The organism is Nonomuraea sp. NPDC026600 (assembly GCF_040638335.1).
In the GTDB taxonomy this organism is placed as follows: Bacteria; Actinomycetota; Actinomycetes; order Streptosporangiales; family Streptosporangiaceae; genus Nonomuraea.
Map to the genome: position 1 here is coordinate 34,770 of NZ_JBEZYD010000015.1, position 14,371 is coordinate 49,140.

Below are 14,371 nucleotides of genomic sequence, written 5' to 3' on the forward strand. Positions count from 1 at the left end.
TTTCGGCCATCCTTCGATGAGATCCTTGAGGAGGAACGCCCCCAAATGCGAGCAAGATGAGTCGGCGAGTCGTACGCACGACACCATTGCCCCGCCCACCATGCCAGGATTGGGATATGTCAGACGGTCACGGTCCCTCGCCCGAGACGCCACCAGGCTGGGCTTCAGATCAGCCCCCTCCCTACGGCGCCCCGCAGACCTCGCCGTGGACCGCCCCCGGCTTCGAACAGCAACAGCCTCCGCAGGGCCCCGGCCCGCAGGCGCCCTATCAGCAACCGCCGCCTGGATACGGCTACATGCCGCATCCACCCGCACTGCGCCCCGGGATCATACCGCTACGGCCGCTGGGGCTGGGCGACATCCTCGACGGAACGATCAAACTGGTCCGGTCGAACCCCAAGGCGGTGCTGGGCCTCTCGGCGGTCGCCGCCCTCCTCGGCGCCCTCCCGATCGCGATCGGGCAGGTGTTCGCCTTCGACTCCATGCGCGGCCTGCTCAACGATCCGTCCGCGAGCGAGCCGGCCGACCTGACCGGGATGTACGGCGGGTTCATCGCCCAGTACGGCGGCGCGCTCGTCTCCATCGTGGTCAGCTTCGTCGTGGTGACCCTGCTGACCGGCGTGCTGATGCGGATACTCGGCCGCGCCGTGTTCGGCGGCAAGATCTCCGCCGGAGAGGCGTGGCAGCTGACCAAGGGCCGCGTTCCGGCGCTGTTCGGCGTGGTGGGGCTGATGGCCGTCATCATGCTGGTCCCGCTGGTCGTCATCGCCCTGCTCATCGTCGCGGTCATCGCGACCGGCACGGGTGAAGGGTCATCCGCCGCGGCGGGCGGCGTGGCCGCGATCTCCGTGCTGCTGATCATCCTGTACATCGGCTACGTGCTGTACTTCAGGACCCGCTTCGCGCTCGCGGCGCCGGCCGTGGTGCTGGAGGGCAAGGGTCCCATCGAGGCGCTGCGGCGCTCCTGGAATCTGGTGACCGGCGACTTCTGGCGGGTGCTCGGCATCCTGCTGCTCACCTCGCTGCTGGTGGGGCTCGTCGCGAGCATTCTGGAATTCCCGTTCACCATCGCCGGGTCCCTCGTCGGCCTGCTCGGCGAATCGCCCGGCACCGCCGTGCTGGCGGCCGTGCTGCTCGCCGTCGGCGGCACGCTCGGCGCGCTGATCACCTACCCGTTCGAGGCGGGTGTCGCGGGACTCCTCTACGCCGACCGGCGGATGCGCAGTGAGGCGTTCGACCTGGTGCTGCAGACGGCGGCGATCGAGCAGCAGCGCCAGGGCTGGGTGCACTCCTCGGCCGACGAGCTCTGGCATCCGTCCAACTCCGCCAGGCCGTGACCCCGATCGACAGGGACGAGGCCGCGCGCAGAGCCGCGGACGAGCTCCTCAAGCCGGGCTACGAGAAGGAAGCGCTGCTGGACCAGGCGTACCGGCGCTTCATGCAGTTCGTCGGCGACCTCATGGACGCGGCCACGGGCAGCGGCACGACCGGTGGCATCATCTCCGCCATCGTGATCACACTGATCATCGGCGGAGTGGTCGCGCTGGTCGTGTGGCGGCTCCGCACGACCTCGCGCAGGAACGCGGCGGCGCAGGACGGCCTGTTCGGCGAGCGGACGATGACCGCCGCCGAGCACCGCCAGGCGGCCGAACGGCTGGCCGCCGGGGGCGACTGGACCGAGGCGATCCAGGAGCGGCTGCGCGCCATCGCCCGCGACCTGGAGGAGCGGGCCCTGGTCGACGGGCTGCCGGGGCGTACGGCCGACGAGCTGGCCGCCGAGGCGGGCCGGGCGCTGCCCGGCTTCGCCGACGAGCTGACCGCCGCCGCCCGTTCGTTCGACGACGTCACCTACGGCGCCGTGCCGGGCACCCGGGAGGCGTACGACGCCATGAGCGGTCTCGACGAGCGGCTCCGCCAGGCCAGACCGGTCCCGCTGGCCGGGAGGGCCTCATGAGCCTCGACATGCGGCCACCGGAGACCGGCGAGTCCCGTTCCACCTCCCCCACCGTGCGCTCCACCTGGCGGGCGAGCCGGCTGATCGTCCTGCTCGGCGCGCTCATCGTGCTCGCCGCGGTGTTCAGCGTGCTGCTCCAACCGGACACCCGTCCGCCACGCCACCTGGATCCCGCCGACGCCACGCTGGCGGGCTCGATGGCGCTGGCCGAGCTGCTGCGCGACCGCGGTGTCACCGTGGACCGGGTCGACTCGGCAGAGGCGGCCGTGGCGAAGGCCACCGGTGCCGCGCCGGGAGACCGGCTGCTGCTGATCACCGACGCCTCCTACGCCGACCCGCGCGTCCTGGCCGGGATCCAGGGCGACCGGGTGATCGCCGACAACCTCTTCACGCTCGACGAGCTGGCTCCCGGAGTGCGGCCGGTGCGGGGGGCCGCCCGCGAGCGCTCGCGGGAGCCCGGCTGCTCACTGCCCGCCGCCAAGGCCGCGGGCAGCGCGTTCATCGGTGGCTCCGCGTTCACCGGACCGCCCGGCTCCACCGGCTGCTACCCGTGGGGCGACGGATGGACGCTGGTCAGCTACCCCGACGCGGGCGGCACCACCACGGTCCTGGGCAGCGCCGAGTTCATGACCAACCAGCGCCTGGCCGAGGACGGCAACGCCGCGCTCGCCCTGAACCTGCTGGGTTCGGCCAAGGCCGTGACCTGGCTGGTGGCGCCGGAGACACCGCCCGTGGGCCAGCTGCCGGGCCAGGCCGGCCAGTCGATGTACGACCTCATGCCCGCGAGCATCCCCTGGGCCGTGCTGATGGCGGTCATCACGGTGCTGCTGGTGGCGTTCTGGCGGGGCAGGCGGCTGGGGCCGGTCGTGACCGAGCGGCTGCCCGTCGTGGTGCGGGCAGCGGAGACGGTCGAGGGGCGCGGGCGGCTCTACCGGGCCAGGCGGGCCAGGGGCAGGGCGGCCGACTCGCTCAGGGCCGGCACGATCGACCGGCTCACGCCCCGGCTCGGTCTCGGCTCCGGCTCGGGCCGGCACGAGCTGGTGGCCGCCGTCGCCGTACGGACCGGTCAGGACGCGCAGGAGATCGGCGCCGCGTTGTACGGCCCACCACCAGCCGACGACGCCGGGCTCGTCGGCCTGGCAGGCTACTTGGACTTCATCGAGAGGACCGTCAGTGAACATTGAGATGACCGCCCAGGCGCCCGGCGGTGACTCGGCCAGGAACGCGCTCAGCGCGCTGCGCGCCGAGGTGTCCAAGGCCGTGGTAGGCCAGGACGCCGTGGTGACCGGACTGGTCATCGCGCTGCTGTGCAGGGGGCACGTGCTGCTCGAAGGCGTGCCTGGCGTGGCCAAGACGCTTATGGTCCGCACGCTGTCGGCCGCGCTCTCGCTGGACTTCAAGCGGGTGCAGTTCACGCCCGACCTGATGCCGGGCGATGTGACGGGTTCGCTGATCTATGACGCGAAGACGGCGCGGTTCGAGTTCCGCGAGGGGCCGATCTTCACCAACCTGCTGCTCGCCGACGAGATCAACCGCACCCCGCCCAAGACGCAGGCCGCGCTGCTGGAGGCGATGGAGGAGCGGCAGGTCAGCGTCGAGGGCGACCCGCGCAAGCTGCCCGACCCGTTCGTGGTGTGCGCGACGCAGAACCCGATCGAGTACGAGGGCACCTACCAACTGCCGGAGGCGCAGCTCGACCGGTTCCAGCTCAAGCTGACGGTGCCGCTGCCGCCGCGCGACCAGGAGATCATGGTCCTCGAACGGCACGCGAACGGCTTCGACCCGCGCGACCTGTCCGAGATCAAGCCCGTCGCCACCGCCCAGGACCTGGAAGCGGGCCGCGAGGCGGTGTCGAAGGTGCACGTGGGATCCGAGGTGCTCGGCTACATCGTGGACGTGGCGCGGGCCACCAGGAACTCCCCGTCGCTCCAGCTCGGCGTCTCGCCGCGTGGCGCGACCGCGCTGCTGGCCGCCGCGCGGGCCTGGGCGTGGCTGTCGGGCCGCGCCTACGTCACGCCCGACGACGTCAAGGCGCTGGCCAGGCCCGCGCTGCGGCACCGGATCCAGCTCAGGCCCGAGGCCGAGCTGGAGGGCGCGACCTCCGACGGCCTGCTCGACGGCATCCTGGCCTCGGTCCCGGTCCCGCGCTGATGGCTCTGACGGGACGCGCCGGGCTGGTGGCGGCGATCGGCATCGTGGTCGTGCTGCTGGCGCCCGATCCGGGGCCCGCGGTGGCGGGCGTCTGCCTGCTGCTGGCCGCCGCGATCATCGTGGACCTGGTGTTCGCGGGCGCGGTCCGCCCGCTCCGCTTCCACCGCTCGGGCGACCGGCTGGTCCGCCTCGGCGGCCAGGCCACGGTCGAGCTGGTGGTGGAGAACCCGGGCGGCCGGCGGACACGCGGCCTGCTGCGGGACGCCTGGCCGCCCTCCGCGGGCGCGTCACCGCGTTCCCAGCCGCTCAACGTGCCCGCGGGAGAGCGCCGCAAGCTCGTCGTGACGCTCACCCCGACCAGGCGCGGCGACCGCGAGTCCGTGGCGCTCACCGTCCGCTCGCTCGGGCCGCTCGGCCTGGCCGCCCGCCAGGGCACCCACCTGGCGCCGTGGTCGGTGCGCGTGCTGCCGCCGTTCCTGTCGCGCAAGCACCTGCCCTCCCGGCTGGCCAGGCTGCGCGAGCTCGACGGCCAGCACCCGGCCCTGGTACGCGGGCAGGGGACCGAGTTCGACTCGCTGCGCGAGTACGTGGTGGGCGACGACGTGCGCTCGATCGACTGGCGGGCCACCGCGCGGCGCCACGACGTGGTCGTCCGCACCTGGCGTCCGGAACGGGACCGGCGGGTGCTGATCGTGCTCGACACCGGCCGCACCTCCGCGGGCCGGGTGGGCGACGCCCCGATGCCGATGGCCGGCGCCGCGGCGGGCGGCGGCGGGCTGCTGGTCCGGCCGGATCCCCGCCCGGTGCCCGGCTGGCCGCGGCTCGACTGGTCGATGGACGCCGCCCTGCTGCTCGCCGCGCTCGCCGCCAGGGCGGGCGACCAGGTGGACTTCCTCGCCTACGACCGGGCCGTACGCGCTTGGGTGGCCGGGGCCTCGCGGACCGAGCTGCTGTCGTCGCTGGTCAACGCCATGGCGCCGATCGAGGCGGAGCTGATCGAGGCCGACTCGCAGGGCATGGTCGCGGCGGTCCTGTCCCGGGCCAAGCGGCGCTGCCTGGTCGTGCTGCTCACCGACCTCAACTCGGCCGCGCTCGACGAAGGGCTGATGCCGGTGCTGCCGCAGCTCTCCTCGCGCCACCTGGTGCTGGTCGCGGCGGTCTCCGATCCGCGCGTGGCGGCCATGGCGGCCCAGAAGGGCACCGCCGAGCAGGTGTACGACGCGGCGGCGGCCGAGCACACGGAGCTGGGCCGCAGGCGCATCACCGCCCGGCTGCGCCGCCACGGCGTCGAAGTGGTGGACGCGCCACCGGAGGACATCGCCCCGGCTCTGGCCGACGCGTACCTGGCGCTGAAGGCCGCCGGCCGCCTGTAGGCGGCTTCGGGCGCTGGATGCGGGCGCTGGACGGCTTCGGGCGCTGGACGGCTTCGGGCGCTGGATGCGGGCGCCGGACGGACTCGGGCGCTCGGCGGGTCCAGGCGTTCGGCGGGTCAGGCGCTCGGGGCCACGTCCGGGGCGCGTTCGAGGTCGCCCGTCTCGTTCTGGCTCAGCGCCCGCCTGCCGAAGACGATCACGTACGCGAGGAAGGCCCCTTCGGCGAGCACCCCGATGCCCACCCGAACCGAGGTCGGCAGCCCGGACGGCGTGACGAACGCCTCGATGAGCCCCGACACGAACAGCACCCCCACCAGCCCGAGCGCCACGCTGACCACCGCCCTGCCCTGCTCCGCCAGCGCCTCGACGCGCTTGCGCGGCCCGGGGTCGATGACCGTCCACCCCAGCCGCATGCCGACGGACGCCGCCAGGAAGACAGCGGTCAGCTCCAGCAGGCCGTGCGGCATGATCAGCCCGAAGAAGATGTCGAGCTTGTCACGCGAGGCCATCAGCCCGGCGGAGACGCCGAGATTGGCCGCGTTCGACCAGAGAATCAGCGGAATCGGCAGCCCCAGGAAGATCGCGTAGATGATGACCTGCGCCGAGACCCACGCGTTGTTGATCCACACCTGGCTGGCGAAGGAGGCGGCCGGGTTCTCGGAGTAGTAGTCGGCGAAGTCGTGCTCGACGAGCTGGGTGATCTCGTCGGGCGAGGCGATCGAGGTCTGCACCTGCGGGTTGCTCGCCACCCACACGCCGAGCACCCATGAAACGGCGATGAACGCCAGCGACGTGGCCAGCCACCACCACCTGGCCCGGTAGGCGACCACCGGGAACGACACGGTGACGAACCTGACCAGCTCCCGCCAGGCGGGCGTGTGCGCCCCCGTCACCGCCGATCGCGCCCTGGCCACCAGCGCGGACAGCCGGCCGACCAGCATCGCGTCCGCGGCGGACGAGCGGACGATCGACAGATGCGTGGACACCCGCTGGTAGAGGTCGACCAGCTCGTCGACCTCGGGCCCGGTCAGCGACGAACGGTGTTTGACCAGGTGCTCCAGTCTGTCCCAAACCGGGCGGTGTGCGGTGACGAACGCATCGATGTCCACCGGACCATTGTGGCCGGTCATCCATCGGGCCAATGCCGTTAGGCTCCACGTATGTCAGAGGTTGTGACCGGTGACGCCGTCGTCGTCGAGGTACGGGTGGCCCAGATGCCGTCCCGCGCTGTGGCGCTCATCATCGACATGCTGGTCCAGATCGTCGTCCTGATCGTCGCGTACGTGGTGTTGGAAGCGTTCTTCCAGGTCACCGACGTGGCGTTGTTCGCGGCCGTGTCGATCGTGCTGGTCGTGCTGGTGATCGTGGGCTACCCGGTGATCTTCGAGACCTTGACCAGGGGACGGAGCCTGGGCAAGCTGGCGCTCGGGTTGCGGGTGGTCAGTGACGACGGGAGCCCGGAACGGTTCAGGCAGGCGCTGTTCCGCGGGCTGGCCGGGCTGGTGGAGTTCTGGATGTTCTCGGGGGCGCCGGCGCTGATCTCCTCGCTGATCTCGCAGCGGGGCAAGCGGCTGGGCGACATCTTCGCGGGCACCATCGTGATCGCCGAGCGCGTGCCGAGATCCGCGGGGCACCTGATCGTGATGCCGCCGCGGCTGGCCGCCTGGGCGGCGACGCTGGAGCTCTCGCAGTTGCCCGAGGAGGTGGCGATGGCCGCCCGGCAATACCTCTCCCGCTGGCACGACCTGTCGCCGCAGATCCAGCATGAGATGGGGATGCGCATCGCGGCGCAGGTGGCGGCGTTCGTCTCGCCCGCCGCGCCGTCCGGAGTACCGGCGCACGCGTACCTGAGCGCCGTCCTGGCCGAGCGCCGCAGGCGCGACCAGGTGCGGCTGGCCCAGCGCAACGGCATGGCGCCACCGGCCTACGCCCAGCCTGGGCCGCCGTTCCAGCAGCAGGGACCGTACCCGCCGCCGATGCCGTACCAGCCGGGTGGGCAGCCGTCTTACCAGCCGCAGGCGCCGAGCGGGCCGGAGTCGCCGCCGCAGGCGACTCCGGGTGGGTTCGCGCCGCCTCAGTAGGCGTACTGGGTCTGGGTGTTGAGGACCTTGAGCCGCTTCTTGGCGGCCGGGTCGGTCCGCTGGTCGGTGATGGTCAGCACGTCCAGGCCCCGCTGGATGTCGCTGCTGTAGATGTGGCCGTTGTAGTAGTAGGCCGACCAGGAGCCGCCGAGGTTCTGCGGCTTGACCGGGCCGCGGTCGAAGTAGCCGATCTCCGCGGGCGCCGACGAGTCGGTGAAGTCCCAGATGGACACTCCGCCCTGGTACCACGCCTGAACCATGATGTCGCGGCCCTTGACCGGGATCAGCGAGCCGTTGTGCGCCACGCAGTTCTCGGCCGGGCTCTGGTTGCGCGGGATCTTGTAGTAGCTCTTGAACGCGAGCTGGCCGTCCGCGATGTCGTAGATCGCGTCCGCGCCCCGCTGGGGACCGGTCGCCGCGTTACAGGCGGCCATGATGCCCCCGCCCAGCTCGTCGGTGAAGACGACCTTGGTGCCGGTGTTGTTGAACGTCGCCGAGTGCCAGAACGCGAAGTTCTCGTCGGTGACCCTGGTCGTCACCTTCGGGTGCTCCCTGTCGGAGATGTCCATCAGCACGCCGTCGCCCATGCAGGCGCCCGCGGCCAGGTCCTTGTCCGGGAACACGGTGATGTCGTGGCAGCCCGTGGTGGGAACGAGCAGGCTCTCCTGCTTCTCGTTGCCGCCGTCGGGGAACAGCACCGGGCGCGAGACGACCTTGGCCGAGGTGGGCTTGCCGAGCGGCACCTTGATGATCGAGATCCGGTCGTGCGGCGGCTTGCAGTCGGGGTACGACCTGGCGGGCCCGTACGACGAGACGTACAGATAGACGGCCTCGCTCTTCTTACCCGCCCGCTTCTTGTCCGGTACGAGCGTGTGCGTGTGGGAGCCACAGGCGGTCTCGATGGACTTGATGTACTTGGGCCGCTTCTTGTCGCTGATGTCGAAGATCCGGATGCCCTCCCACGCCGACTTCACGCTGGGCGTCTCGGCTTCGGCCTTGCAGGAGTCGCTGGTGAGCGACTCGTCCACCGACAGGAAGAGCAGGTTGCCCTGGACCGAGACGTCGTTCTGGGCGGCGGGGCAGGTGACCCGGCTGACGACCGCCGGCTTGGCCGGGTTCTTGATGTCGTAGATCGTGAAGCCGTGGTAGTTGCCCTGGTAGGCGTAGTCACCCTGGAAGGCCAGGTCGGTGTCGTAGGCCTCGTCGGACTTGAACGGCCCCTGCTTCGGGACGCCGGCGACGAGCTTGACGTTGGCGCTGGTCTTGACGTCGCCCGACGCGTGAGCCGGGAGCACCGGCAGCACCAGCATCGCCGCTCCCGCCAGGATCAGGGCGCGGCCGAATCTGGACACCACGAAGGACCTCCTGAGTTGAATGGGCATGAGGCGCCTCACTATGACAGGAAAAATCAGTAACTAGGAGGCGTAGCGGCAATGATGAAATCGGTGGGTTCCTCGCCCGGATTCAGGTAGCGGTGCGGCAGCGAAGAGTCGAAGTAGCAACTGTCGCCCGCCTCCAGTTCGTGGTCGATGCCCGAGACCTCGACGACGAGCCGCCCCCGCAGCACCAGCACGCACTCCTCCGACGGATGCGACCACGGCTCGGCGGCCGACGAGCCACCGGGCAGCAGGTGTCCCTCCAGGACCTCCAGCCGCCCGCGTCCCGGCGACACGCGCGTGTAGGTGATCCCGTCGGACGGTGACCTGACCCACACCCGGCTGTCGGCGCGGATCACCGCCACGAGCGCCGGATCCGGCTCCTGGAACAGGCTGAACAGCGGCAGGTCCAACGCCTTGGCGATCTTCCGTAGCGCCTCCAGGCTGGGATCGGCCAGATCGCGCTCGACCTGACCGATCAACCCCGACGCCACCCCCGCGGCCGTCGCGAGCTGCGCCACGGTCAGACCGCGTTCGGACCGCAGCTCGCGAATTCTGGTGCCAATCATCCGGCGATCCTATCGATGTAATGTGATTGAAGGTTTATTGAATTCAATGAAAGCGGCTGATAGGCGGCCCGAAATGTTACGAATGTTGAATGCCGCCCAATTCCGGGCGGAGTTCCCTTCGCTGGCCGACACCGTGCATCTGGCGAGCTGCAGCCAGGGCGCCCTGTCCGCCCGGCTGGCGTACTCGCTGCAGGAGATCGGCTATTCACTTCGGGAGAAGGGCGCGCCCTGGGACGTGTGGATGGCCGAGGTCGAGTGGGCGCGCGAGCGGTTCGCCCGGCTCATCAAGGCCGCCCCGGGCGAGGTCGCGGTGCTCTCGTGCGCGTCGGAGGCCGCCTTCCAGGTCGCCTCGTCGCTGGACTGGTCAAGCCGGCCCGGCATCGTGACCAACGACCTGGAGTTCCCGTCGATCGCGCACGTCTGGCTGGCCCAGGCCGGACGCGGCGCCCAGGTGCGGGTGGCCGCGGACACGGGCGAGAACGTCGAGGCCGGGGCGTACGAGCGGGTCGTGGACGAGCGCGTCAACCTGGTGTCGGTCCCGCTGATCACCTACCGCAACGGTGCCCGCCTGCCCGTCCCGGAGGTCGTACGGCTGGCGCACGAGCACGGCGCGCGGGTGTTCGTGGACGCCTATCAGGGCACCGGGGTCACCCCGATCGACGTGCGCGAGCTCGGCTGCGACTATCTGACCTCAGGCTCGCTGAAGTACCTGCTCGGTCTGCCGGGCATCGCATTTCTGTACGTACGCGACGGCCTGGAGCATCAGCGCGACCCGGAGCTCACCGGCTGGTTCGGCCGGGTGGACCCGTTCGCGTTCGACACCCGGCTGCTGGACTTCCCCGGCGACGCGCGGCGCTTCGAGACCGGCACGCCGCCCGTGCCGTCGGCCTACGCGGCCAACGCCGGGTTCGACCTCATCGAGCGGGTGGACCCGCAGGCCGTACAGGATCACGTGTCGGAGCTGGTCGAGGAGCTGGCCGAACGGCTGGCGGCGGCGGGCGAGCGGGTGGCGAGCCCGGCCGGGGCGCGCGGGCCGCAGGTGGCGATCGTGGACGACGACCCCGACGCGCTGGCGGCACGGCTGGCCGCGCGGCGCATCGTGACCGCGCCGCGCGGCCGCCTGCTGCGCATGTCCTTCCACTACTACAACGACCGGTCCGACGTGGCGGCGGTCGCGGACGCCATCGCCCTCTGCCGGAAGTCCTGAACCTCCTGCTCGCTCCGGTAGGCAGACGCCCGCCGACCCCGCCGAACGGGCGGAGCCGGTGGGCGGAGTCAGGACGGCGGTGCCGGGTGGGAACCGCCGTACCGGATGGACAGGTCAGTCGTCGTGGCCCCAGCCCCACTCGCGGTAGGACTGCTGGGTCTGGACGTTCAGCTGGTCGGCGTGTACGCGGTCGGCGCCGTTGGTGAGCCGGTCGTTGATCTTGATGACCTCCAGGCCCTGGTGGAAGTCGGAGGCGTAGATGTAGCCGTTGTAGTAGTACGCGGACCACACACCGCCGCCGCTGTTGTCAGCACGGGGGCCGCGCTCGAAGTAGCCGATCTCCCTGGGCGCGGCCGAGTTGGTGAAGTCCCAGATCGAGACCCCGCCCATGTACCAGGCCTGGACCATGATGTCGCGGCCCTTGACCGGGATCAGCGAGCCGTTGTGCGCCACGCAGTTCTCGCTGTCGGCCTGGTAGCGCGGGATCTTGAAGTAGCTCTTGAACACGAGCCGGCCGTGCGAGATGTCATAGATCGCGTCCGCACCGCGGTTCGGTCCGGTCGCCTCGTTGCAGGTGGCCGCGCCACCGCCGCCGAGCTCGTCGGTGAAGATGACCTTCCTGGCGTCGTTGCTGAACGTCGCCGAGTGCCAGAAGGCGAAGTTCAGGTCGGTGGTCCTGGCCGTGACCTTCGGGTTCAGCCGGTCAGAGATGTCGAACAGCACGCCGTCACCCATGCAGGCGCCGGCCGCGATGTCCTTCTCCGCGTACACGGTGATGTCGTGGCAGCCGCTGGTCGGGATGAGCAGCCCGGGCTGGGTCTCGTTGCCGCCGTCGGGGAAGACGACCGGGGTGGCCGCGACGGCCGCGGCGGTCGGGTCCTTGAGCGGGACCTTGACGATCGAGATCTTGTCGTGCGGCGGCAGGCAGTCGGGGAAGGTCGCGTTCGGGTTGTACGACTGGACGTAGATGTAGACGTTCTTCTTCTTGTCCCAGCCCTTGCCCGGCACCAGCGTCAAGGTGTGCGAGCCGCAGTTGGTCTCGACCGACTTGATGTACTTGGGCGCGGCCTTGTCACTGATGTCGAAGATCCGGATGCCTTCCCAGGCCTCCTTGTGGTCCGCCGACAAGGCCGTGCTGTTGCAGGAGTCGTCGCTGCGCGAGGAGTCGACGGCGGTGAAGAGCAGGTTGCCGTAGACGGTGACATCCATCTGGCTTCCGGGACAGACAACCGAACTGACCGGCGTGGCCTTCTTCGGGTTCCGGATGTCGTAGATCGAGAAGCCGCCATAGTTGCCCACGTAGGCGTAGTCACCCTGGAAGGCGATGTCGGTGTTGATGGTGGCGGCGATGGGCGCCGGCTTGGGGATGTTCAGTACGTGCGTCACGTTCGGGCTGGTCACCACGGTGTCGGGCGGCGGAATGTCGGCGGCCAAGGCCGGCATCGTCGTCAGTCCTAACGCCATGGCGGCTCCGGCCGCGAACAGGGTCCTGCGAAGGGTCAGCACCCTCGGGCTCCTTCCGGGTCATAAGGCACACATAAATGACAAAATTCTGACCCGGACTGTCAGCTCTCGCCAAGCGAGCACTGTGTCAAGAAATTTGCTGACTTGCCCTATTTCCCGGGGGTTGATGGGGCGTCTATAGTGCGACGTCGCGACTCCCCGCGGTCAAGGAGGTCAGGTGCGCAACGCACTAACCGTCGGCACCTGCGCGATCCTGCTCGTCACCGGCTGCTCGGGGGGCACCTCGGCGGCGCCACCCGCCCCGGCCGCCGCCGGCACGGCGCCCGTCATCGCTCCCGGACGGCCCGGTGAGGAGGCCAGGACGCTGAACCCGAGCGAGGCCGCCACCGCCGTGCCGCCCCAGAAGGCCAACGCGGCCGACATCCGCTACATGCAGAACATGATCATCCACCACCGCCAGGCCCTCGACATGAGCCTGCTGGCGGGCTCGCGGGCGTCGAACGACGGCGTCAAGCGCCTGGCGTCGAGGATCAACCAGGTGCAGGGCCCGGAGATCGCCATGATGACGGACTGGCTGAAAGCCCAGGGCCAGCAGGTGCCCGACCACCACGCCGGCCACGAGGGCATGCCGGGCATGGCCACGCCAGAGCAACTGGCGAGCCTCGAAGCGGCCAAGGGGGCGGCGTTCGACCACCTGTTCATCGAGCTGATGACCGCCCATCACCAGGGCGCGATCACCATGTCGACCGAGGTCATCACCCAGGGCTCGCACCTGCGCGTCCAGGAGATCGCCGAGGACATCTCGGTGAGCCAGGCGGCGGAGATCCGCCGCATGGGGCAGTTGCTCTAGGAGCCGACGCGCCAGGAGTGCAGGTAGTCCTCCTGCTCGCCGGTGAGCGTGTCGATCCCGATCCCGGCGGCGGCCAGCTTGAGCCTGGCCACCTCCTGATCGATCTCCTCGGGCACGTCGTAGACGCCCGGCACCAGCCGCACCCGCTCCTCGGCCAGCCAGGCGACGGCCAGCGCCTGCGCCGAGAACGACATGTCCATCACCGCGGCCGGATGCCCCTCGGCGGCGGTCAGATTGACCAGCCGCCCTTCGGCCAGCAACAGCAGCCGCCGCCCGTCCGCCAGCACATACTCATCGGTATTGGGCCGCACGCCGTGGTGGATCTCCTCGGCCAGCTCGTCAAGCGCCCGCACATCGATCTCGATATCGAAATGCCCGGCGTTGGCGAGAATGGCGCCGTCCTTCATGGCGGCCAGATGCTCACCCCGGATGACGTCCCGGTTCCCGGTGACGGTGATGAACAGATCTCCGGTGATGACCGCCTCCGCCATGGGCCGCACCTCATAGCCCTGAAGCGTGGCGTCGAGCGCCTTGACGGCGTCGATCTCGGTGACGACCACCCGCGCCCCCAGCCCCTTGGCCCGCTCGGCGACCCCCCGGCCGCAGTAGCCGAACCCGGCCACCACGACCGTCCGCCCGGCCAGCATGGTGTTGGTGGCCCGCATGATGCCGTCGAGCGTGGACTGCCCGGTGCCGTACCGGTTGTCGAACATCCGCTTGGTCCGGGTGTCGTTCACGGCCACGACCGGAAACCGCAACGCGCTCTCCGCGGCCATCTGCCGCAGCCGGATGATCCCGGTAGTGGTCTCCTCACAACCTCCGGAGACCCCCTCCAGAAGATCGGTCCGCTCGGTGTGCAGGATGTTGACGAGATCACAGCCGTCATCCAGCACCAGATCAGGCCCCAGATCAAGCGCCTGATGAATATGCCGGTAATAGGTCGCCCGATCCACCCCGGCCCGCGCGTGGACGGCGATCCCGTAGTCACGCAACGCCGAGGCCACATCATCCTGGGTGGACAAGGGATTGGAAGCGGCAAGAGCGATCTCGGCTCCCCCGGCCTTCAACGCCCCCATGAGCACAGCGGTCTCGGCGGTGACATGCAGGCAAGCAGCGATCTTCAGCCCATCAAGCGGCCGGGAAACAGCGAACCGCTCCCCAATAGCGGTCAGAACGGGCATGGACCGAGCAGCCCAACTGATGTGCCGCTCTCCACTCTCGGAAAGATCCACGCCCCACCCCACATTTCCCCGAAGAAGACGGCCAAGAAGACGCACGTAACGGCGCCCAGCCCCGCATCACCGGAGGAGCGTTCCCCTGGACAGACGCCAACCCCGTGCGGGGTT

Annotated in this window: 13 protein-coding genes; 8 read left to right on the forward strand and 5 right to left on the reverse strand. The window is 70.1% G+C overall.

Annotation, left to right across the window (positions count from 1 at the left end):
• Positions 1-296 precede the first annotated feature (296 nt).
• The 5 genes from AB0F17_RS30850 to AB0F17_RS30870 are packed head-to-tail and all read left to right on the forward strand — an operon-like array spanning position 297 to position 5,478.
• Complete coding sequence (locus AB0F17_RS30850; RefSeq protein ID WP_358029955.1) at positions 297-1,337, forward strand: glycerophosphoryl diester phosphodiesterase membrane domain-containing protein; 1,041 nt, start codon at positions 297-299, stop codon at positions 1,335-1,337.
• Positions 1,334-1,954, forward strand: a complete 621-nt coding sequence (locus AB0F17_RS30855) for a DUF4129 domain-containing protein (RefSeq protein ID WP_358029958.1) — start codon at positions 1,334-1,336, stop codon at positions 1,952-1,954. The genes AB0F17_RS30850 and AB0F17_RS30855 overlap by 4 nt, the downstream gene beginning before the upstream one ends.
• Positions 1,951-3,138 carry a DUF4350 domain-containing protein gene (locus tag AB0F17_RS30860; RefSeq protein ID WP_358029962.1) on the forward strand — a complete coding sequence of 396 codons (1,188 nt, stop codon included), beginning with the start codon at positions 1,951-1,953 and terminating at the stop codon, positions 3,136-3,138. The genes AB0F17_RS30855 and AB0F17_RS30860 overlap by 4 nt, the downstream gene beginning before the upstream one ends.
• A 1-nt stretch (position 3,139) precedes the next feature.
• Positions 3,140-4,105 carry a MoxR family ATPase gene (locus AB0F17_RS30865; protein WP_358030387.1) on the forward strand — a complete coding sequence of 322 codons (966 nt, stop codon included), beginning with the start codon at positions 3,140-3,142 and terminating at the stop codon, positions 4,103-4,105.
• Positions 4,105-5,478 carry a DUF58 domain-containing protein gene (locus AB0F17_RS30870; RefSeq protein WP_358029964.1) on the forward strand — a complete coding sequence of 458 codons (1,374 nt, stop codon included), beginning with the start codon at positions 4,105-4,107 and terminating at the stop codon, positions 5,476-5,478. Before AB0F17_RS30865 ends, AB0F17_RS30870 begins: the two co-directional genes overlap by 1 nt.
• Before the next feature lie 116 nt (positions 5,479-5,594).
• Here AB0F17_RS30870 and AB0F17_RS30875 read toward each other — a convergent pair whose 3' ends face one another.
• Positions 5,595-6,587: a stage II sporulation protein M gene (locus tag AB0F17_RS30875; RefSeq protein ID WP_358029967.1), complete on the reverse strand. Its 993-nt coding sequence runs from the start codon at positions 6,585-6,587 to the stop codon at positions 5,595-5,597.
• Between the two features lie 51 nt (positions 6,588-6,638).
• On the opposite strand from AB0F17_RS30875, the gene AB0F17_RS30880 reads away from it, so the two are divergent.
• Complete coding sequence (locus AB0F17_RS30880) at positions 6,639-7,559, forward strand: RDD family protein (protein ID WP_358029970.1); 921 nt, start codon at positions 6,639-6,641, stop codon at positions 7,557-7,559.
• On the opposite strand, the gene AB0F17_RS30885 is transcribed toward AB0F17_RS30880, so the two are convergent.
• Both AB0F17_RS30885 and AB0F17_RS30890 read right to left on the reverse strand, forming a co-directional pair.
• Positions 7,553-8,869, reverse strand: a complete 1,317-nt coding sequence (locus tag AB0F17_RS30885) for a hypothetical protein (RefSeq protein ID WP_358030389.1) — start codon at positions 8,867-8,869, stop codon at positions 7,553-7,555. The two genes, AB0F17_RS30880 and AB0F17_RS30885, sit on opposite strands and share 7 nt — an antisense overlap.
• Before the next feature lie 98 nt (positions 8,870-8,967).
• The gene (locus AB0F17_RS30890; protein WP_358029973.1) at positions 8,968-9,504 is read right to left on the reverse strand and encodes an XRE family transcriptional regulator; all 537 of its coding nucleotides are present in this window, start codon (positions 9,502-9,504) and stop codon (positions 8,968-8,970) included.
• Between the two features lie 73 nt (positions 9,505-9,577).
• Here AB0F17_RS30890 and AB0F17_RS30895 point away from each other — a divergent pair, with 73 nt between their 5' ends.
• Positions 9,578-10,711, forward strand: coding sequence for an aminotransferase class V-fold PLP-dependent enzyme (locus AB0F17_RS30895; protein WP_358029976.1), 1,134 nt, complete (start codon positions 9,578-9,580; stop codon positions 10,709-10,711).
• Between the two features lie 114 nt (positions 10,712-10,825).
• Here AB0F17_RS30895 and AB0F17_RS30900 read toward each other — a convergent pair whose 3' ends face one another.
• Positions 10,826-12,217, reverse strand: coding sequence for a hypothetical protein (locus AB0F17_RS30900; RefSeq protein WP_358029979.1), 1,392 nt, complete (start codon positions 12,215-12,217; stop codon positions 10,826-10,828).
• A 175-nt stretch (positions 12,218-12,392) separates the two neighbouring features.
• Here AB0F17_RS30900 and AB0F17_RS30905 point away from each other — a divergent pair, with 175 nt between their 5' ends.
• A complete protein-coding gene (locus tag AB0F17_RS30905) occupies positions 12,393-13,025 on the forward strand; it encodes a DUF305 domain-containing protein (RefSeq protein WP_358029981.1) in 633 nt (210 codons plus the stop codon).
• Here the strand turns inward: AB0F17_RS30905 and AB0F17_RS30910 are convergent.
• The gene (locus AB0F17_RS30910) at positions 13,022-14,257 is read right to left on the reverse strand and encodes an adenosylhomocysteinase (protein ID WP_358029984.1); all 1,236 of its coding nucleotides are present in this window, start codon (positions 14,255-14,257) and stop codon (positions 13,022-13,024) included. The genes AB0F17_RS30905 and AB0F17_RS30910 overlap by 4 nt on opposite strands.
• Between the last annotated feature and the right edge of the window lie 114 nt (positions 14,258-14,371).